Below are 20,963 nucleotides of genomic sequence, written 5' to 3'. Positions count from 1 at the left end.
ATTATTTGTATAAATTATTTAAGGAGTTTTTATGAAAAAAATCATTTTTTCTTTACTTTGTTGTAGCAATTTATTAATATCTCAAACTTTTATAGAATTTAACACTCTAGGTGCAAGTATTAAAGACAAAAATAATATTTTTGACAATGATTTATCTAGCACCTTAAACGCAAGTGTATATTTATATAAAATGGATAATTATGATAATGATTTTGTAGGTGGAATAGACTTTAGCCATTTTAATATATATTCAAGGTTTTTTATAGGCAATCAAGGAAGCAAAACTGATATTGATTTATATAATTTAACAGCTTTAGGTGGATATGGATTTTATAATGATATTTACAATATATCGCTTTCTTTATTAGGCGGTGTAGGATATGAAAAGGCTAAATATAATTTAAGTAGTGATATTATAAAAAACGCTAATTTTAATAAGAATTTAAAATCAAATCTATTAACGCTAGGAATTACTGCTAAATCGTATTTGGACAGCAATTTAATACTTGGAATGAGATTATTTGCCAAACACTACACAAACAATAATATAAAAGAAAAATCAGTCCTAGCAGGAGATATATCATTAGGTTATAGTATTTCAAGACAACTTAATGGATTTTATACTCAAGTAAAAATAGGTTATGATAATAATTTAGTAGGTAAAGGCGTTAATTTTGGAATAGGATTAGGCTATTCATTTTAAAACTTAGGTTTTTTATCCAAAAGATAAAAAACCTTAAATTAAATCTCTTTTATAAATTCTTTTTAACTTTCTATCTAATTTATAGCATACTTCATAAATTGCAGGAATAGCAAAAAGTGTTAATATGGTTGAACTAATAAGACCACTAATTACTGCAACTGCCATAGGAGAATTACTCTCATAACCAGCTCCGTGTGAAATAGCTAAAGGTAGCATTGCAAAAATCATGGCAATCGTAGTCATTAATATCGCTCTAATTCTACTTTTACCAGCTATTTTAAGAGCTTCTTTAACCCCTATTCCACTATCACATAATTTATTTGCAACATCAATTAATAAAATTGCGTTTTTGCCAACCATTCCAAATAACAAAATAAGAGCAACCAAAACAAATAAAGAAAATGTATTGCCTGTCAAATAAAGACCAATACAAGCTCCTGCAAACGCAAGTGGCATTGTAATCATTATTACAAATGGAACGATAAAGCTTTCATAAAGAGCTGCTAATACTAAATAAATTAATAAAAACGACAAAATCATAACCATAATAAAACCAATAATCGTTTCTTCTAAAAGGTCAATAAAACCAGTAAATGTATATCTTAATCCAGTATTTTGCATAATTTTACTCATATTAGTTTCTAGTTTTGTTTTTACCTCATCTAAAGAAACTCTATCAACTCCTGCAGTAATTTTTACAGAACGAGTTTTATTAAGTCTATTGATACTACTACTATCCTTAATTAGTTTGATATTTACTACATTTAATAAACTAATTACATTATTATCCATAGTTCTTATTTGTATTTTTTCAAGTGATTTCATATCTTCTTTAGATACTTTTTCAAGTTGAATAAATATATCTTTACTATCTTTTAAACCATCTAAAACCCCAACATTAGCGTGAGCAAAAGAAGTTTGAATTATCCCTGCTAATTCTTGAGTATTTACATTTAATTTTCTTGCTTTTTCTTTATCTATATAAATAGCTAAAACATCTGCATAAGCATCAATATCATCGCTAATATCAACAACGCCTTTTAATTCGCTTAAAATATTTTTTGCTCTTCTACTAGCACTTACTAAAGAAGAAAAATCATCACCTAATAATACAAACTGAACCGGCTCATCAATACCTGCACCTTCAAATTTAGGTATTTCTAAAACTTTGATTTTAAATTCTTTTAAACTCAAACTATCTCTTAGATTAGAAACAACTTCTTTTTGTCTTTCAGTTCTTTCATCTAATGGTTTTAACTTAACATATATTTTAGATTTTTTTCTATCTTTTGCATCATCGTAGCCTACTAATAAATAAGCATAATCTACATTTTTATTTTCTTTAATTTGTTTTAAAACTTCTAAAGATTTAGTTTCCATAATATCTATTGATACATCTTTTTTAGATTCTATTTGAACTTGAAGTTCGCTATCATCTTCCATAGGTAAGAAATCAAGTCCTATTTTAGGTGCTAAAGAAAAAGATAAAGCACATAAAATAAAAATAATACCTATAAAAATCTTTTTGTATTCTAATATAGTATCAAGAGTATTTTCATACCATTGTTCTAGTCTAGTAAAATACTTTTCTGTATTATCGTGAAACTTACTCTCTTTAACATTTAAAAATCTAGCACTAATGGTTGGGACTAAAAATACACAAACCAAAAACGAAATAATTACCCCAAAAGCAACGCTCATTCCTAATGTATTAAAAAACAAACCAGAAATACTATTCATAAACGAAATCGGAATAAATACACATAATAAAACTATACTGATACTAAATACAGAAAAAGCAATATCCTTAATACCTTCATAGCTTGCATATAAAGCATTTTTTTCTGTTTTAATCTTTTTACTAATATTCTCAATTACAACTATAGCATCATCTACGAATATACCAATAGATAAAGTAAGTGCTATTAATGTCAAACGATTTAAATCGTATCCAAATAAATCTATTAAAAAAAAGCTAGAAATAATTGAAGTAGGAATTGCTATGCTAGCAATAATAGTAGCACTAATATTTCTTAAAAATAAAAATACTATTAAAATTGTTAAAATCACCCCTAAACACATATCAAATACAACTTGATATATGTGTTTTGTAATATTTTCTGATTTATCATACACAACACTAAAATCTATATTTTTATGATAATCTTGAATACCTATTAAAGCTTGTTTAATATTTTTAGCAACTTCTAAACTATTTTGACCTGTGATTTTTTTAAGCTCTATTAAAACTCCATTATCTCCATTAAAATAAGCATAACTATCTTTTGAAGTATAGCCTATACTAATATCTGCTACATCTTTTAAAAATACTCCTGGAGCTATTCTTAATTGCTCTAATTCTTCTACACTATTTGAGTCAAAATAACCTTTAATAGTAATATTTTTAGCTTCATTTTCAATACTTCCTAAAAAGGTTTTAAAATTCTGCATTTTTATTAGTTTTGCTACATCTAAAGAATTAATATGGTATTTATTTAATTCATCTAAATTTAAATCAATTTTTACATTGTTTTTTAAATACCCTACCATTTTAACTTCTCCAACGCCTTTTATACGCTGAAAGTCGCCTTCTAAATCATCTTCAATCAACTGCATTAAATCTTTATCGCTTAAATCTTTAGATGAGATAAAAATACTCATAACTGCACCTGCATCTGATGAGACTTTTTCAACACTTGGTGGGTATTCTAATTTCATTTTTGATATTTTTTCACGAATATCATTTACTGCTATTTCTAAATCTTTACCTAGTTCAAATTCTACGACTATTACGCTTAGATTATTAAAACTTTTTGAACTAATTCTTTTTATCTGGCTAACACCTGAAATTTGATTTTCTAACTTTTTAGTAATTTGAGATTCTACATAGCTTAAATCAGCATTTGCAAATGTAGTGATTTTAACAAGTGGAATATCAACATTAGGATATAAATTAATTGGCATTGTAAAAATTGATATAACACCAAAAATCAATAACCCTAAAAAAGTCATCAAAATAGTAACAGGTCTATTAATTGCAATTTTTAACATTTATTTATCCGTAATAATATAACCATCTCCAAATGAACCAATTTGTATATCATTTGCTAAGACTTCTGCATAAATTTTTCTAGTTTTTATATCTATATTTGGATATACCTTACTAATTACACCCTTCATATTTAAACCATTTATACTATATTCATAAGTATTACCTACTTTAACCTTATCAGAATACTTTTCATCAAAACTTAAAAGTAATTTAACTTCAGGGTAACTATCTAAAATCAATAAAGGTTGATTAGGACTTGCTACGCCTTCTCCAACTTCAATATATTTTGCCGTAATTACTCCATCAAAAGGAGCTTTTAATTTTTTTTGATTTATTAAAGTTTCATATTTTTTACTAGACATTCTTGCTGATTTTAGTCTTTGTTCTGCTTCGCTTTTTTTAAAATTAATTTCATCTAAAATTTGTTCATTCAATACTGATTTTACTTGCTCGTATCTTTTAAGAGTGCTAATTGCTAAAGTTAAAGCTTCATTTGCTAATTTTTGTTGAACATTTGATTCTTCTAATCCAACTTGCTCAATTGAACTATCAAGTTCTAATAAAATATCACCTTTTTTCACGCTTTTACCTACATCTACATTAATTTTATTTACAATTCCAAAAGACTGCAATGACAATTTAGCACTTTTTTGAGCAACCACATCAAAACTAGCATAAATAGAATCTGCAAATAAATTAAGACTAATTAACAAAAATAATAATTTTTTCAACATTTCTCCTATAAATCAATTACAAAATCTTTAATAATAATACCTTTAGCAAGTAATAATTCTGCCTTAGTTATTTCAAATTTAGCTTTACTTAAGCTAAGCTTCGCCAAAGCTCCTTGCATAGTTTCTAAAGAATTTAAATATTCAACATATCCAACAAGTCCAGCTTCATATTTTTTAGCAATACTCTCATAAGCAATTTTGCTAGCATTTAAAAGCTTTTCATTGGCATTGATTTCTTCTTGTAAAAATGAAATTTTTTGAATTAATAGTTTTTCCTTTTCACTAACTGATTTTTTACTATATATATTCATTTCTTTAGCGGCTAAATTACTAAGTTTTGCACTCTCATATGCCTTTTTGTCAGCTCCAAAAGAAAAAACATTCCAAGATAAACCTAGCATAAATATATTTGAAAACATTTTTTCTTTTACTCTTTCTTTTACTATCATATCAAATGGAGCATATAAAGAATAATTGAAATTATTTTTTGAAAATCCCACAATATTTTTTACAAAAATAGTAGGTTTAAATGGTGCTAATGATAAATCCTTATTAAGCTCACTCATCTCTTCTTTTAAAGAATTTATTTTAATATCATAAGATTTATTAGCACTATCTTCATAAATAATAGCACTGCCTTTTGTAGGAATAAAATTATTATTAGTTATTAAATAAATATTACTTAATATCTCATCTTTTTGATAATTTAAATTATTTAATTCACTTTTATTTAATTCTACTTTTGCTCTAAATATTTCTAGCTCATCATTAGGTCTTAAGCCTACTTTATTTAAATTTTCTAATCTACTTAAACTTGCATTTAAATATTTTAAATTCTGCTCTTTATATTCAATATTTTCCATTAAAGCTAAATAAGAATAATATAAACTTACTAAATTAAATTCCAATTCATTTTTAGCCTTTTCTAATTCAATTTGACTTAATTCGTGATTTTTTTTCGCAAGATTTATATTAGAATTTCTTTTACCATCATAAATTAAAGCATCTATTGCTACACTTACATTTGTTAAATTATTTGGATTTATTATATATCTATCATAATCAAAACTAACAAATCCAACTTGTAAAGTAGCACTAGGATAGTATTTGTATTTTACGCTTTTTGCACTCTCTTCTTTGCTTAAAGTTTCATAATTTTTAGCTTTTAATTGCTCATTATTCTCAATACTTTCTAGCATAGTTTTTAAGCTAGTTGCATTAAGCAAACTAAGACTTAATAAAATTAAAGATAATTTTTTCATATTTTTTCCTATGTAAAACTTTTAACCAAATTACCAATTAATAAATTCCAACCATCAACTAAGACAAAAATTAGAATTTTAAATGGTAAAGATATCATAACCGGCGGCAACATCATCATACCCATAGCCATTAATACTGATGATACAACCATATCAATTACTAAAAAAGGTAAGTATAGCAAAAATCCTATCTCAAATGCAGTTTTTAATTCACTAATCATAAAAGCAGGAACTAAAGTTACTAAATCCACATCATCAATACTCTTAGGATTATCAATATTTCTTAAGCGATAAAATAGTGCTAAATCCTTTTCTCTAGTATTTTTAAGCATAAATTCTTTAAACGGCTTAACACTTAATGCAAATGCTTCTTCATAGCCTATTTTTTCTTCCAAATAAGGCTTAATTCCTGTTTCATAAGATTTATTAGCAGCTGGTTGCATTATAAAAAAAGTTATCACAAGTGCTAAAGATATTAAAATTGTATTAGGTGGCATTGCTTGTGTTCCCATAGCTTGTCTCATAAACGAAAACACTATAACTAATCTTAAAAACGAAGTGCATACAAATATAATACTAGGAGCTAAAGCCAATATAGTTAAAACTATGACTACATTTAAAGTAGTTACTAATTGGCTAGGCGTTTCTGGTGCGCTTAGATTTAGATTTAATGTAGGAACGCTAAGTGGAGTATCAGCATAAATAAACACTGAAAACAATAATAAAAGCAATAGTTTTTTCACTAATTTCCTTAAATAGTTTTTAAAAATGTTATCCAAAACTTGCTAACATTTTCTTAAAATCTAAAGGAAAAATATGAAATTAAGCATAGTAATACTAGCAGCTGGTTTTGGCACTAGAATGAATAGTAATTTAGCAAAACCTTTGCATACAATTTGTGGGAAATCTTTAATTAAAATTATTATTGAAAATGCTTTGCAACTTAGTGATGATATAACTTTGATTTTACACCATCAAGCAGACGCTATAAAAGAGCATTTAAAAGATTATTCTAATTTAAAATATATATATCAAGATATGCAAAATCATAAAGGCACAGGCGGGGCTTTAATAAATTATGAGCCAAAATACGAAGAAGCGTTGATTTTAAATGCTGATATGCCTTTAATCACACAAAATAGTCTAAAAATTATAGCTAATACAAATTCTAAAATAGTTTTAAGCACTTTTAATAAATATAGTGCTAATTCTTACGGAAGAGTGATTAAAGAAAACGACAAAATAAGTAAAATTGTAGAAACAAAAGATGCAAACAATGAAGAATTAAAATGCACTTTGTGTAATGCTGGAATTTATAAAATAAGTAAAGATATATTAAAAACTTACATTCCTAAGCTAAACAACAACAACGCTCAAAAAGAATATTATCTAACTGATATTATCAAAATGGCTATAGATGATAAAATAAGCGTTAGTGAATGTACCTTTGATGAGATTGAGTTTTTAGGCATTAATAATAAATTAGATTTAGAACAAGCCGAGCAAATTATGCAAAAAAGAATAAAAGATGAATTGCTTATAAATGGCGTTGTTATGCATAATAAAGATAGTATTTTCATAGAGCTTGATACACAAATTAGCAATGATTGTGAGATTGAAAGTGGAGTTGTGATTAAGGCAAATTCTATTATAAAAAGCTCAAAAATCTTAGCAAATAGCGTTATAGAAAATAGTGAGATAATTAATTCAAGCATAGGGCCAATGGCTAGAATTCGTCCAAAATGCGTTATTAAAGATAGTAAAATCGGTAATTTCGTAGAATGCAAAAATGCAAAATTAGAAAATGTAAAAGCTGGGCATTTAGCTTATTTAGGAGATTGCGAGATTAGTAGTGGTGTAAATATTGGCTGTGGTGTGATAATTTGTAATTACGATGGCAAAAACAAACACCTAAGCAAAATCGGTAAAAATGTCTTCATAGGCTCAAACTCAAACCTAATAGCACCAATTAACATACCTAGCGATACTTTAATTGCAGCAGGTAGCACGATTAGCAATAAAGACGCTGCTAAATTAAAAGCAAAAGATTTATTTATAGAGCGTAATAAAGGCGTGATTTTTAATAATTTTAAGGATTTTTAATGAAAGTATTATTATGTGTTAGTGGAAGTATTAGCTTTTATAAAAGCTTTGAATTAATTTCTATGTTTAAAGAAGAAGGAATTAAAGTAAAAGCTTTATTAAGTGATGGGGCTTTGAAATTCGTAAATAAATTAGCTTATGAAGCATTATGCGAGAGCGTTTTAACAAGTGAGAATGAAAGCTGGGAAAATGATAAAAATCACATAATGTTTTCAAAAGATTGTGATGCTGTTGTATTTGCTCCTGCTAGTGTTAATTCAATAAATAAACTAGCTAATGGAGTTTGTGATAATGTATTTTTAAGCACCTTAATTGCTTCAAACAAACCACTAATAATAGCACCTGCAGCAAATACTAATATGTATTTAGCAAGTCAAACACAAAAAAGCTTAGAATATTTAAAGAGTTTAGGTGTAAAAATAGTAAAGCCAATTAGCAAAACCTTAGCTTGTAAAGAATTTGGCATAGGAGCTTTAGCTAATACAAAAGATATTTTTCTAGCAACTTTAAGAGAAATTTATAAAGATAAATTCTATATGGGAAAAAATATTTTAATAACAGGTGGCGGCACTCGTGAGAGCATTGATTTAGTAAGAAATATAGGAAATTATTCAAGTGGAACTATGTCAGATGCACTAGCTAAACAAGCTTATTTAAGGGGTGCAAATGTGGTGTATTTAAAGGCTAGATGTGATGAGATTAAAAATGAAAATTTCACACAATTAAGCTACGATACAAGTGCTGAATTAAAAGCCTTAATGCAAGATTATAAAGAATTTGATTATTTATTTATGTGTGCTGCGGTTAGTGATTTTATCCCTATCAAACAAGAAAGAAAAATAAAAAGAGATGAATTCGATGAAGAATTTAATATCAAAATAAGACCTAATGATGATTTATTAGCTACTTTTAATTTTTCGGGTAAAAAAATCGGCTTTAAGCTAGAGTGTGATGAAAAGACTGCCTATGATAATGCAAAAAAAGCTTTAGTAAATAAAGGTTTAAGCTTATTATGTCTTAATATTTTAGGAGAACATACTCAATTTGGCTCAAGTAAAAACGAAATATTTTTCTGTGATTATTCAGGCATTAGCGAAGGGTATTTTGATACTAAAGAAAACTTAGCAAAAATTATTTTTGATAGAGTAAAAGCTGATGTTTAATGATGTTTTGCCAATTAAGTTTAAAGTAATTGATAAATTAATGTTTAATCGCTACAAATTATTAATTGGTAAAAAAGAATTAACCACAAAATCAAACATTAATTTAGAGCCAAACACTTATTATTTAGCTGAAATTTATGATAGTTTAGTCTTTAAAAATCTTCAAGCTGATAAGGTTTTTGCCTATATTGATTATGATTGTTTTGAGTTATTAAAAATCGCTTTTAGAGATGATTTTAAATACACGCTAATTAATTCATTAATCCAAACAAATCAAAAATCAGATTATGAATGCTATAAAACAATGCTTTTTGCTTTGAATGAAGATATTTTATATTTACCTTGTTTGCTTGAAGGAAAACCTATATTAATTGAATATAGAAAGAAAAAAAATGAATTAGCAATTTATTATGATGTTTTTGCTAAATTAAGCCTTTTTTTAAATGATAATAAAATATTAACTAGCTTTTCTAAGGTTCAAAAAATCTGCTTTGAATATTCGCAAAATGTAGAATTGACTACTTATAAAGATGATTTTTTTAGCCTTAGTTATAAAGGAAATTTATGAACGAGTTAAATCATTTAGCAATCATTATGGATGGTAATGGTAGATGGGCTAAAAATCAAGGTTTATTAAGAAGTTTCGGGCATAAAGCAGGTGCAAAAACTATTGAAAGATTGGTAAAAGCTTGTATTGAAGAAGGCGTTTTAGAGCTTAGTTTATTTGCATTTTCTACCGAAAATTGGAAAAGACCTAAAGAAGAAATTGAGTTTATTTTCAAATTACTTAAAGAATACTTATCTAGTGAATTAAACAATTTTATAAAAAATGAAATTAGATTTAAAAGCTTTGGAGATATTAGTGTTCTTGATGTAGATACTAAGAATTTAATTAATGAGTTTGAAGAAAAAACTAAAAATTACTCAAGAATTATTTTTAATCTAGGCATAAATTACGGCGGAAAAGATGAGATTTTAAGAGCTTTTAAAAAATTAAAAGCAAGTGATGAAGAAATAGATGAAAATAATTTTAATAAATATTTAGATATTAAAAACAATGTTGATTTATTGATTAGAACGGGCGGACATTTTAGGATTTCAAATTTCTTACTTTGGCAATGTGCTTATGCAGAGTTTGTTTTTACCCCTACTTTGTTTCCTGATTTTAAAGAAGATGAATTAAAAGAAATTATTAAAAATTATAGAATTTGTAAAAGGAATTTCGGTGGAGTTTAGTATTTTAGTTTTTATATTTGGGCTTGTTTTTGGCTCGTTTTTAAATGTATTGATTTTAAGACTACCTGAGAGAAAAAGTGTTTTTTATCCGCCAAGTTCTTGTGGAAGCTGTAATAACAAATTGAAATTCTATCACAATATTCCTATTATTTCTTGGCTAGTTTTAGGTGGTAAATGTGGGTTTTGTAAAAGCAAAATAAGCATTCAGTATCCATTAATTGAGCTAATTGTTGGCTTTATATTTTTATATTGCATAGATATTAGTAGTTTAGAAAATCTTGCTTATTCTATTTGCTTAGCATTATCATTTAGCTTATTATTTGCACTTTGCATTATTGATGTTCGCTACCTTGCTGTGCCTAGCTTTACTTTAATGCTAACTTTGATTTTTGCTCTAATTTATACTCATTCAATAAGTAGTTTTAAAGATGCTTTAATCTTTGCAGGTGGTGCGTATTTGCTAAAATCTTTAATAGAGAGCATAATGAATGCAAAAGCAAAAAGCGATGATGAATGTATTCAAGTAATGGGCGAAGCTGATATTGAAATAATGGCATTAATTGGAGCCTTATTAGGAATTAAACTTGGTTTTGTGGCTATATTTTTAGGAGCTGTTGTGAGTTTGCCTGTTTTTATGTATCTAAGAATAAAAGGCAAGGAAAACATACAAGTTCCTTTTATACCATTTTTAAGCATAGGACTTGCTTTAGTATGGTTTTTCCCTAGCGTTGGGCAATTTTGTTTAGATTATGTGCAATGATTAAAAAATATTTATTTAGACAATTCATAGGCTCTTTTTTATCAATATTTTTAACGCTATTTTTAGTAAGCTCTATCATTGTCTTATTTCAAATAGCAAAAATTACTTCTTATATAGAATTAAGCTTATATGAATTATTTAAATTATATTCTCTTATGAGTGTAAAACTCATAATTTTTACTACTCCTATTAGTTTTTTTATTACCTGTTTTATGTGTATTCTAAGATTATCTAAAGAAAACGAAATAATTATGCTTTTTTCTCTAGGATTAAACCCTAGAAAAATAGCTAATTTTATTAGCTTTTTAGCCTTTATAGTAAGTTTGGTTTTATTAGTAATTAGCATAGTTTTAATGCCGCTTAGCTTTTCTTTATATGATAATTTTATTGATTATAAAAAAGCCTTTTCTAAAATTAATCTTAAAAATGCTAATTTTGGTCAAAAATTAGGAGATTATATATATTTTGCAGATGAATTAGAGAATGGAATTTATAAAAATATTGTTTTATATTTGCCAAAAACAAATTCTAAAAACGAACAAATATTATTAGCTAATCAAGGAACAATCCTAAACGAAGATAATAAAATCACATTTAATTTAGACAATGTAATGCTATATAATTTCAAGCAAAATACAGAAATTGCAAAGATTAAAAACCTTAGCTTTAGCACCTTAATTAATTCAAAAATTACCAATATTCAATCATTTAAAGACTATTGGAAAGATTATAAAACCCCTTCAAAATCAAAAGAATTAGTAATCTATGTCCTACTTAGCCTACTTCCTATTGCAAGTGTTCATTACGCACTAGCATTTAGTATTATTAGCTCAAGGTATGAAAAAAGCCACGAGTATTTAGCTATGCTTGTGTTTTTGATAATTTATCTAGTTCCTATGATGATGTTTTTAAATTATCATTTTTATACTATTACTTTTGTATTTTTCACTTCGCTAATAATTTCTAAGATTTGCTTTAGGAAAAAGATTTTATCAAGGTATTAAATGTTTTCAACTCTTAAGATTTTTAATAAAAATATTATTATTTTAAGAGATGATTTATTAGGCGAAATTAACGGCAATAAAGCAAGAAAATTAGATATATTTAAAGACTTAAAACTCCCTTATAAACACATAATCTGCTATGGCTCAAGTCAATCAAATGCTATGCAAGCACTAGCACTCTGGACTAAAAATAATAATTATAATTTTTCTTTTGTTTGTGCTAGAAGATGCGAAATTAGTGGGAATTTAAAAAGTGCATTAGAAAATAACGCTGTGATTTATTATGCGAATAATCCTAAAGAATTTGCAAAAACTTTGCATAAAAATGATAATAATAGCTTTTTAATTAGCGAAGGTGTTTGTGAAGATTATGCTAGATTTGGCTTTTATAAAATGGCAAAAGAAATAGCAAAAATTGTAAATGAATTAGATTGTGATGTGGTATTAGCAAGTGGGACTTATACAAGTGCGATTTATCTTGAAAAATATCTAAGCACACTTTCAAATGCTAGAGTTTTTACAGCATCTTGCGTAAATGCTAATGAATATTTTGTAAAACAAATAAACAAACTTAATCCAAATTCCAAGCTAAAATTATTAAAAACTGCTAGAAAATATCATTTTGCAAATCTTTATGAAGAGCTATTTGTCTTAACAAAAAATATTAGCGATATTGAGTTTGATTTGCTTTATGATAGCGTTTGTCTAAAAGCAATTTATGAAAACCTTGATGAACTAAAAGAAAATATCTTATATATTCATCAAGGCGGATTAATTGGTTCTAAGAATTTAGAACTTCGTTATAATAAAAAATATAATCTCATAAATTAAAATTTCTTATTCTTAGCACCAAAGTGGCAAAGTAAAGAAAACACAATACACATAATACAAGCAAATAAAAGCATATATAAACCTGCATTCCAACCAAAAGCATCAACCATAGCACCTAAAAGCATAGTTCCTAAAGAAGCTCCTACGACATAGCTCATAAATCCACGAAGACCAACGCAAGAACCTACAGCAAAAGCAGGAACAACTTCCATAGTTTGAACACTTGCTAAAAATTGTGGCACATATACTAAACACCCAGCTGCTGCTGCAAAAAATATAGTGTAGTAAATATTATCGCTCGTAAAATATCCAATAATCATAAAAAATATTATACAAACAGCAAGAATTGCAGGTGGCATTCTATATCCTTTAAATAATCTATCAGATATAATTCCTGCTAACATTGTTGATGGAATTGCAGCCCATTCAAAGAATAAAAACGCTGTATGCATTTGCTCTTTACTAAAGCCTTTTACAGATAAAAGATAAATAGGAAGCCAATTTATCAACCCAAATCTAATCATATAAACAAAAGTATCCATCCAAGCAACATACCAAGCATTAGGGTTTTTTAGAACATATTTAACAAATATTTCTTTACTACTTAAATCAGTAGTTGAAGCTGAGTTTTTAATATCTTCTTCATAGCCTCTTAATTTATTAATCTCGTTTAATTCTTTTAACCCTTCATTTTTAGGATTACCCTTAACAGCGTATAAAACATAAACACTAATTAACAAGGCTAAAATTGCTGGAACATAAAAGTGATTTACTTTCCAATAAGTAGCATTAAAATCAGCCGCAGCAATCCCTAATACAGGAGATAATATTAAAACAGATTTAGAAATAATTGGAGCTACCAAACCCCCTCCAATATTATGACTTATATTCCAAATAGCAGTATAAATTCCTCTTTCTTTTTTAGGATACCAATTAGCAAGAGTAATAAAACTAGGTCCAACGCCCATTCCTTGAAAAACTCCAAGTGCAATAACAGCACCTACATAAGCATATAAAGCATTACAAAAGCCTAATAACACATTAATTAACGCACATAAAATAAGACCTAAAGCCATATATCTTTTTGGGTCAGCCTTATCACTTAAAGCACTCATAACGCCTTTACTAATACCATAAGCAATTAGCATAGAACCAGTAATTAAACCTATATCAGAATTATTTACTGCTAAATCAGTCTTAATTAATGGAGTAGATAGGGTAATATTATTTCTTACTAAATAATATCCCATATAACCAACAAACACACCACTTAATGAAAGTTTTCTATACTTATAATAAGTGCTTAGCAACTCATCATCTTTAATCACCCTATCCTTTTTGACAGGCCTTAAAAAAGAAATCATCTTTAATCCTTTTAAAAAATTTTTAGAGATTTTATTTCAATTTATTTTAAAATAATATTAATTATTAAGCCATACTAAGAATAATTTTTGTTTTATAGTATTAATAAATATTTATTATTAAAAGTTTAAGAATTTAATTATTCATAATTAATTATAAGTGCAAAATATAATGATTTTACTTTATTATGAAAGCTAAAATTAATTGATTAAATTATCTAATTAGTATGAAAATTTTATTTTAATTTGTTTTAATATAAGAACATTTGTTTTTAAGAATTTGAAATTCTTTTTATTTATAAATATTAAATGCCTAAAAATAGGCATTTAATTAAGCTTTTATATCTACTACATTGCCACCTAATTCAGCTATTTTATCATCTATAGCTTTTACAGCACGTTCAATTGTAGCATTTGCAATATCAGCATATCCTTTGCTAAAACCACCTAAAGTCTTATCAGCGTCTTTAAAACCACGCATAATTCCTTCACGACCTGCTTTTAGCTTTTCAATATCATCTCCAGCACCAGCTAGAACAAAACCAGCTATTCTATCGCCAGTTTGCTTACTACCCCAATAGCCATCTTCGCTAATTAATTCTTTAGCTTTTGCAGGAGTTAAGTTTTGTAAATTCTCAAAACCATCACCTAATTTACCTAAAGTTCCAAGAAAAGTATTAAGTTGCATTTCATTTTTTGAAAAACTAAATATACTTCCTTGAGTATTAAATTGAGAAAAGCTAATTTGCATACTTTGTGCTATATAAGCATTTGTAATATCCTTACCACTAATACTACTTAAATCCCTATCTCCTAAGTCAATGCCTATATTTTTTAAATTATCTTTTATAGCATTTCTTGCATCATCTTGAGTTTTTACACTTTTTGGTAAGCCACTCGTAAAACCTGAATTACTAACAGAACCTACATTCATAATCTTCTCCTTTTAAATATAGTCTTTTTTATATCGGCTAAATAATAAATTTATTTAATTTTTTAATAAAAATAAATTTATTTTAAATAATTTAATACTAAATTTGCAAAATACTTACTAGCTAGTAGCAATACTTCATCGTTGAAATTATATTCTGGGTGATGAAGATTTGCACTATCTCCATTATTTATAAAAGCATATGTTCCTTTAACCTCATCTAAAAATGCAGAAAAGTCTTCGCTACCCATTAAATGCGGGTGTTCAAACTCGCATTCATCTTCACCAAAACTCTCAATCGCAGCAAGTCTTGCTAACTCGTGTGCTTCATCATTATTGATAGTAGCTTTTATATTTTCAGCTCTTTTTACTATGGCTTTTATATTAAAAGCATTTGCTAAGTTTGTTGCTAATTCTTTAATTCTTGTATCAATAAATTCAAGCTCTTGATTGCTAAGACCTCTTACATTTATCATAACACTAGCTTCATTTGGGATTATATTAAATGCTTTTGTAGTCCCTGCTAGAAAGCCTGTAACATTTACAACGCTATCTTTTAATTCTAAAGATTTAAAAGTATATAAAGCATTTACAAAATTATTTGCAACGCTTATTGGGTCTTTGCATAAATGTGGAGCCGATGCGTGTCCGCCTAAGCCTATAAAATCTACTTTATAAGCACTTACACCTGCCATCATTACGCCTTTTTTCATAAAGAATTTCTTATTTTCATAGCCTTTCATCTGTGAAATTGGCATATTATGAATTCCATAAATATAATCAACCTTAAAGCGTTCTAAAACTCCATCTTTTATCATTCTCATAGCACCGCTTAACATTTCATTATCACAACATTCTTCAGCAGGTTGAAAAAATAAATTAAGAGTTCCATTAAAATTAGCACTTGCTAAATACTTAGCAGCCATTAATAATCCTGCCGTATGCCCATCGTGTCCGCAAGCGTGCATACAGCCATTCTTACTAGCATAATCAAGTCCTGTGCATTCTTCTATACTAAGCGCATCCATATCAGCTCTAAGACCTATGCTTTTAGTAGAATTTCCTTTCTTTAATACTCCTACAACACCTGTTTTTCCTATGCCTTCATAAACTTCATAACCAAATTCTTTTAGTTTATTTGCAACTAATTTTGCGGTATTAAATTCATTAAATCCTAGCTCTGGATTTGCGTGTATGCTATGTCTTAACTCTATAAATTCTTTATGTAAATTATTTAATTCTTTCATTAATAATACACCTTATTTTCTTTTAAAAAGCTTCTTAAATCTTCGTATTCGCTATTGGTTAAAAATCTATATTTTTTAGGCTTTAATACACCCAAATCAACCCTACCAAAAGCAACCCTTTTAAGCTCCACTACTTCTAAATCAAATTCAGCAAAAAAGCGTCTTAATTCTCTATTTTTACCTTCATCAATAATAACTCTTAGTTTTGTATATCCACCACTACTTCCAAAAATCTCATATTCTAAAAAAGGCTTTAGACTAAGATTTGTGATTTTGCTTTTTGGGTGTGCTCCTTTTAAGCTATTTACAATCTCAAGTCCATTTTCCATAGCATTAATTACTTCTTTTGTGATAGTTCCTTTAATTTTTAAGTAATATTCACGCTCTAAGTTACTTTGCATTAAAAAATCAGCTATTACAGGACTATCTACTAATAAAAGTATGCCCGTTGATGAAAAATCTAATCTTCCAACAGGATTAAAATGTCTAAAATCTCTTGGCAAATTATCATATATCAAGGCTCTTCCACGCTCATCTTTATGGCTTACTAATTCGCCTTTATCTTTATGATATACGATGACGCTAAATTCACTTTTTTTATAAATTCTTTTACCTTTTACAAAAACTTTATCATCAATTCCAACTTCACTCCAGTCTTCTAAGCAAACTTTGTTATTAATCTTTACTAAGCCTTCTTTTATTAGTTTATCAGCTTCTTTTCTTGAATACTTGCTATTGTGTGCTATAAATTTATTAAGTCTCATCACTCATCCAATAATTGTAATAATCCTATTATTTTTTCATTCTCAAGAACTACTAAAATTGATATTTTGTTTTCTTTCATATAAGAAAACGCCTTATGTGCTAAAACTGATTTTTCTATGGTTTTAGGATTTTTACTAGCATATTCTAAGGCTAATTGCTCTAAAGAAAAATCATCCTTAGCCATAGCTCTTCTTAAATCCCCATCACTTAAAAAACCAACTAATTTTTCATTATCAACTAATAAAGCACAACCAAAACTTGCCTTACTCATACAAATAATAGCGTCTTTTAAACTAGCATTTTTGCTTATTATCGGTAGATTGTTTTTATGCATTAAATCACTAACTTTTACATAATACTTTTTACCTAATGCTCCACCCGGATGATTTATACCAAAATCACTAACGCTAAAATCTTTTAAATTAATAACACAAGCTAAAAGCGCATCAGCTAAAGCTAGAGTTAGAGTAGTTGAGCTAGTAGGTGCTGGTAGATTTGTGATTGCTTCATTACAATTTGTAGCAATATTGAAACTACAAGCATTTGCTAATGGAGAATTGCTTTGAGAAATGCTAATTAAAGTAGCATTTCTATCATTTAAAAATGGTAATATTTTTAACACTTCTTCGCTTTTACCACTAAAAGAAATTAAAATCACCACATCATCTTTACAAATATTTCCTAAATCTCCGTGCATTAACTCACTAGCATGAATAAAAAATGACCTTACCCCACAACTAGCAAACGAAGCTGCAATTTTGCGTCCAACTATACCACTTTTACCAACTCCAACAATGATTAAATTCCCTTTGCATTCGCTAATTATTTTAGCAACTTCACAAAAACTCTCATCTAAAGAATTTGACGCTTCTTCTAAAGCGAAGGCTTCTCGCTTTAGAATGTTTTTTGCAATTTCTAGCATATTTTATCCTTAATGAATATTTAATAATAAATACGGATATTTTTTATATTTTTTGAAAAAATACTTCTTAAGTGCATTTCTTAGTGCAGGTTCAAATGCCTTTTTATCCTTTAATAAAGTATCTTTTGCATCAGCTATAAATAATTTAATATAATTGCTAACATCAGTTGCAAAATCTTGAGCTAGTTTATTTGATACTAAACCAAAATTGATTATATGTGCGTGATTTAGTGTCCTTGCACCCATATTAATATGAAGATTAAGCTGCACTATTCCATGCTCTGCAAGATTTTTTCTAGTATTTAATAAATCATCATGCACTTCTCTATCTACTTGATTATCTATATAAGTTTTACCTGTTTTAACGGTTTTTAATCTTCTTAATTTATTCCAGCTAATCTCCATTTGATCGCCGTTATTTAATAAATATATATTTTTTTCATTCACACCACAAGCAATTGCACTAGCTTTGTGCTTACTAATATGAGAATACTCTCCATGCACAGGCAAGAAATATTTAGGTTTTACAAGTCTTAAGATTAGCTTTTGTTCTTCACTTGCTGCATGACCGCTTACATGAATTTCGCTAAATTCTTGATAAGCAACACTTGCTCCATGACGCATTAATAAATCAATTACACCTGATACACTTGCTTCATTACCAGGAATTGCTTTAGCACTTATAATTACTTGATCATTAGGCTTAATTTTTACATGTTTGTGTTCGCTTGTAGCCATTCTATATAATGCACTCATACTCTCACCTTGTGAGCCTGTAGTTACTATTAATATCTCTTCATCAGGATATTTATCAAGCTCATCAGCACTTATGAAAATCTTTTTATCAAATTTTAAATATCCAAGTTCAATTGCTGTAAATAAGTTTCTTTCCATAGAACGACCTATAATACAAACTTTTCTATTATATACAAGTGCGTGTGTGATTGCTTGATGGATTCTGTGAATGTTTGAGCTAAATGTACTCATAATCACACGACCTTTGCATCTTGAATAAATCAAATCAAAAGTCCCACCAACGGTGCTTTCACTCTTGGTTACACCTTCGCGGTAACTATTAGTGCTATCGCTAAATAAACATAAAACACCTTTTTCGCCATAATAAGCTAAACGATGTAAATCACTAGCATAACCATCTATTGGAGTATGGTCAATCTTAAAATCTCCCGTATGAATAATAGTTCCAGCAGGAGTATTTATAGCTAATGCACAGCTATCTATAATACTATGAGTTATATGCATAAACTCAACTTTAAAAGAGCCAATTTCATAAATTTGTCTTTTTGTAATTGGTCTAAATAATTTGCATTTATCTTTAAGCCCGTGTTCGCTAAATTTATTTGAAATCATTCCAAGTGGAAGCGGCGTAGCATAAATCGGAAAATCAAATTCTTTATAAAAATAAGGCATTGCTCCAATATGATCTTCGTGAGCGTGAGTGATAAGAACAGCTTTTACTTTATCTTTTATCTTTCTAATATAAGAAAAATCAGGAACTACAATATCAACACCTAAAGTATCAGCATCAGGAAAGCTCATTCCAACATCAATGATAATAGCTTCATCTTCATACTCAATTACGCTCATATTTCCACCAATAGCACCAAGTCCGCCTAATGGAGTAAATTTAACACTTGCATTACCTTTGTAATTTATCCAAGGATATAGCCTTTTTTCTTGAGCTTTTTCGTTTTCTTTCATTGATTCAGCTAAGGCTTTTTGCCAATCTAAATCACCTTTTAAAGAAGCTGGTAAGATTTTTTTCTTACGCTTTTTTTTCTTTTTAGCTTTTTTATCGTCAATTTCTTCTTCTAATTCTTCTAAAAGTTCATCTTCGTTTTCAGCGTTTTCATAACTTCTTGCTACTTTTGTTTTTTCTAAATCTTCAATATTCATTTTCATCCTTTAGTAATTTAAAAAGTTCTAAGAATGATTTAACAGGTATTTCATGAGCTCTTTTGTTTTCATCAATTTCTAGCTTATCTAATGCTTGTTTTACCTTTGTTTTATTTGAAAATGAACTAAGCATTTTTTTTCTTGGTTGATTAAAGGCTATCTTGATAAAAGAATTAAAAGCTTTTAAATCTTTTTTATCCAACAAACTAGGCTTTTTAATAAGCTTAATTACACTAGAATTTACTTTTGGCATAGGAGTGAATGCACTAGGTGGCACTTCACAAACATTAACTTTATCACAAAGTAAATCCGTAATAACACTTAAAGCACAATAATCAATACCAAAAAATCTATCTGCTAATTCTTTTTGAATCATCACAAGCATACCTATGCAGTTATCATCAAATAAAGCATTTATAATAATTTGCGAACTAATATAATACGGCAAATTAGCACATATAAAATAAGGCTCATCGCTAATTTTTACATTCATAACATCAGCATTTATTAGCGTAAAATCTCCACTTAAAATCTCTTTATTAAAACGCTCGTTTAAAATAGGAATTAAACTATCATCTATTTCAAAACTTGTTAATTTAAAACCGCTTTTAAGTATTGGAGCAGTTAAATCACCTAAGCCAGGCCCAATTTCAATTAATTTTGCTTTTAAATCTTTGGGTATCGCTTGGATGATCTGCTGTTTTACTAACTCATCTTTTAAAAAATTTTGTCCGAATTTCTTTTTTGCCTTAATCATTTGGGGAGTATATGAAAAAATATTTAATGTATAGAAAAATTATTTTGAAATTCCTATTTCAAATTCTCAAATAAAAAATAATAAAAAGTGGGAAATTTAAAATGGTGGTTAGAGGCAGAATCGAACTGCCGACACGCAGATTTTCAGTCTGCTGCTCTACCGACTGAGCTATCCAACCACCGAAGTAAAAGCCGTTATTATATATGATAATTCTTAAA

At 27.8% G+C, this 20,963-nt stretch carries 19 protein-coding genes and 1 tRNA gene; 8 read left to right on the top strand and 12 right to left on the bottom strand.

Going from position 1 to position 20,963, the window contains the following annotated elements; all coding sequences use genetic code 11:
* The first annotated feature begins 31 nt into the window (after positions 1-31).
* The gene (locus tag AVBRAN12642_RS03395) at positions 32-703 is read left to right on the top strand and encodes a hypothetical protein (protein ID WP_336607946.1); all 672 of its coding nucleotides are present in this window, start codon (positions 32-34) and stop codon (positions 701-703) included.
* 33 nt (positions 704-736) lie between these two features.
* On the opposite strand, the gene AVBRAN12642_RS03390 is transcribed toward AVBRAN12642_RS03395, so the two are convergent.
* Genes AVBRAN12642_RS03390 through fliP form a run of 4 tightly spaced genes read right to left on the bottom strand, consistent with a single transcriptional unit; the run spans position 737 to position 6,494 of the window.
* Positions 737-3,754 (bottom strand): efflux RND transporter permease subunit, encoded by a 3,018-nt coding sequence (locus AVBRAN12642_RS03390; RefSeq protein ID WP_336607945.1) that lies wholly within the window; start codon positions 3,752-3,754, stop codon positions 737-739.
* Positions 3,755-4,486 (bottom strand): efflux RND transporter periplasmic adaptor subunit, encoded by a 732-nt coding sequence (locus tag AVBRAN12642_RS03385; protein ID WP_214117332.1) that lies wholly within the window; start codon positions 4,484-4,486, stop codon positions 3,755-3,757. It abuts the gene before it with no gap.
* 8 nt (positions 4,487-4,494) lie between these two features.
* A complete protein-coding gene (locus tag AVBRAN12642_RS03380) occupies positions 4,495-5,751 on the bottom strand; it encodes a TolC family protein (protein ID WP_336607944.1) in 1,257 nt (418 codons plus the stop codon).
* 8 nt (positions 5,752-5,759) lie between these two features.
* Positions 5,760-6,494: a flagellar type III secretion system pore protein FliP gene (gene fliP / locus AVBRAN12642_RS03375; protein ID WP_214117334.1), complete on the bottom strand. Its 735-nt coding sequence runs from the start codon at positions 6,492-6,494 to the stop codon at positions 5,760-5,762.
* A 73-nt stretch (positions 6,495-6,567) separates the two neighbouring features.
* Between fliP and glmU the strand changes: the two genes are divergently transcribed.
* From glmU to AVBRAN12642_RS03340, 7 genes are read left to right on the top strand one after another with little or no spacing between them, the layout of a single operon-like run.
* The gene (gene glmU, locus AVBRAN12642_RS03370; protein WP_239802981.1) at positions 6,568-7,854 is read left to right on the top strand and encodes a bifunctional UDP-N-acetylglucosamine diphosphorylase/glucosamine-1-phosphate N-acetyltransferase GlmU; all 1,287 of its coding nucleotides are present in this window, start codon (positions 6,568-6,570) and stop codon (positions 7,852-7,854) included.
* Complete coding sequence (coaBC, locus tag AVBRAN12642_RS03365; RefSeq protein WP_214117336.1) at positions 7,854-9,017, top strand: bifunctional phosphopantothenoylcysteine decarboxylase/phosphopantothenate--cysteine ligase CoaBC; 1,164 nt, start codon at positions 7,854-7,856, stop codon at positions 9,015-9,017. The genes glmU and coaBC overlap by 1 nt, the downstream gene beginning before the upstream one ends.
* Positions 9,010-9,585 (top strand): hypothetical protein, encoded by a 576-nt coding sequence (locus AVBRAN12642_RS03360; RefSeq protein ID WP_214117337.1) that lies wholly within the window; start codon positions 9,010-9,012, stop codon positions 9,583-9,585. Before coaBC ends, AVBRAN12642_RS03360 begins: the two co-directional genes overlap by 8 nt.
* Positions 9,582-10,253: a polyprenyl diphosphate synthase gene (gene uppS / locus AVBRAN12642_RS03355; protein WP_214149817.1), complete on the top strand. Its 672-nt coding sequence runs from the start codon at positions 9,582-9,584 to the stop codon at positions 10,251-10,253. The genes AVBRAN12642_RS03360 and uppS overlap by 4 nt, the downstream gene beginning before the upstream one ends.
* On the top strand, positions 10,243-11,013 hold the full coding sequence (locus AVBRAN12642_RS03350) for a prepilin peptidase (RefSeq protein WP_214149818.1): 771 nt from the start codon (positions 10,243-10,245) through the stop codon (positions 11,011-11,013). The genes uppS and AVBRAN12642_RS03350 overlap by 11 nt, the downstream gene beginning before the upstream one ends.
* Positions 10,992-12,017: an LptF/LptG family permease gene (locus AVBRAN12642_RS03345; RefSeq protein ID WP_214117340.1), complete on the top strand. Its 1,026-nt coding sequence runs from the start codon at positions 10,992-10,994 to the stop codon at positions 12,015-12,017. The genes AVBRAN12642_RS03350 and AVBRAN12642_RS03345 overlap by 22 nt, the downstream gene beginning before the upstream one ends.
* Complete coding sequence (locus tag AVBRAN12642_RS03340; protein WP_336607943.1) at positions 12,018-12,848, top strand: 1-aminocyclopropane-1-carboxylate deaminase; 831 nt, start codon at positions 12,018-12,020, stop codon at positions 12,846-12,848.
* Here the strand turns inward: AVBRAN12642_RS03340 and AVBRAN12642_RS03335 are convergent.
* The 8 genes from AVBRAN12642_RS03335 to AVBRAN12642_RS03300 form a co-directional block, all read right to left on the bottom strand.
* Positions 12,845-14,212: an MFS transporter gene (locus AVBRAN12642_RS03335; RefSeq protein WP_214117342.1), complete on the bottom strand. Its 1,368-nt coding sequence runs from the start codon at positions 14,210-14,212 to the stop codon at positions 12,845-12,847. The two genes, AVBRAN12642_RS03340 and AVBRAN12642_RS03335, sit on opposite strands and share 4 nt — an antisense overlap.
* 328 nt (positions 14,213-14,540) lie before the next feature.
* Entirely contained in the window at positions 14,541-15,143 is a 603-nt protein-coding gene (locus tag AVBRAN12642_RS03330) for a hydrogenase-4 component G (RefSeq protein WP_214117343.1), read from the bottom strand.
* Positions 15,144-15,220: 77 nt separating this feature from the next.
* Positions 15,221-16,387 carry an amidohydrolase gene (locus AVBRAN12642_RS03325; RefSeq protein ID WP_214117344.1) on the bottom strand — a complete coding sequence of 389 codons (1,167 nt, stop codon included), beginning with the start codon at positions 16,385-16,387 and terminating at the stop codon, positions 15,221-15,223.
* Positions 16,387-17,151 (bottom strand): pseudouridine synthase, encoded by a 765-nt coding sequence (locus AVBRAN12642_RS03320; RefSeq protein WP_336607094.1) that lies wholly within the window; start codon positions 17,149-17,151, stop codon positions 16,387-16,389. Before AVBRAN12642_RS03320 ends, AVBRAN12642_RS03325 begins: the two co-directional genes overlap by 1 nt.
* Positions 17,151-18,074: a KpsF/GutQ family sugar-phosphate isomerase gene (locus AVBRAN12642_RS03315; RefSeq protein ID WP_214117346.1), complete on the bottom strand. Its 924-nt coding sequence runs from the start codon at positions 18,072-18,074 to the stop codon at positions 17,151-17,153. The genes AVBRAN12642_RS03320 and AVBRAN12642_RS03315 overlap by 1 nt, the downstream gene beginning before the upstream one ends.
* 9 nt (positions 18,075-18,083) lie before the next feature.
* Complete coding sequence (locus AVBRAN12642_RS03310) at positions 18,084-19,988, bottom strand: ribonuclease J (protein ID WP_239802988.1); 1,905 nt, start codon at positions 19,986-19,988, stop codon at positions 18,084-18,086.
* On the bottom strand, positions 19,978-20,745 hold the full coding sequence (rsmA, locus tag AVBRAN12642_RS03305) for a 16S rRNA (adenine(1518)-N(6)/adenine(1519)-N(6))-dimethyltransferase RsmA (RefSeq protein WP_336607096.1): 768 nt from the start codon (positions 20,743-20,745) through the stop codon (positions 19,978-19,980). Before rsmA ends, AVBRAN12642_RS03310 begins: the two co-directional genes overlap by 11 nt.
* Positions 20,746-20,847: 102 nt before the next feature.
* Positions 20,848-20,923 (bottom strand) — tRNA-Phe (locus tag AVBRAN12642_RS03300).
* Between the last annotated feature and the right edge of the window lie 40 nt (positions 20,924-20,963).

The organism is Campylobacter sp. RM12642 (genome assembly GCF_020137635.1).
Lineage (GTDB): Bacteria > Campylobacterota > Campylobacteria > Campylobacterales > Campylobacteraceae > Campylobacter_E.
Note: the sequence above shows the minus strand (reverse complement) of the source record. Positions and strands in the feature narration are given on the sequence as shown.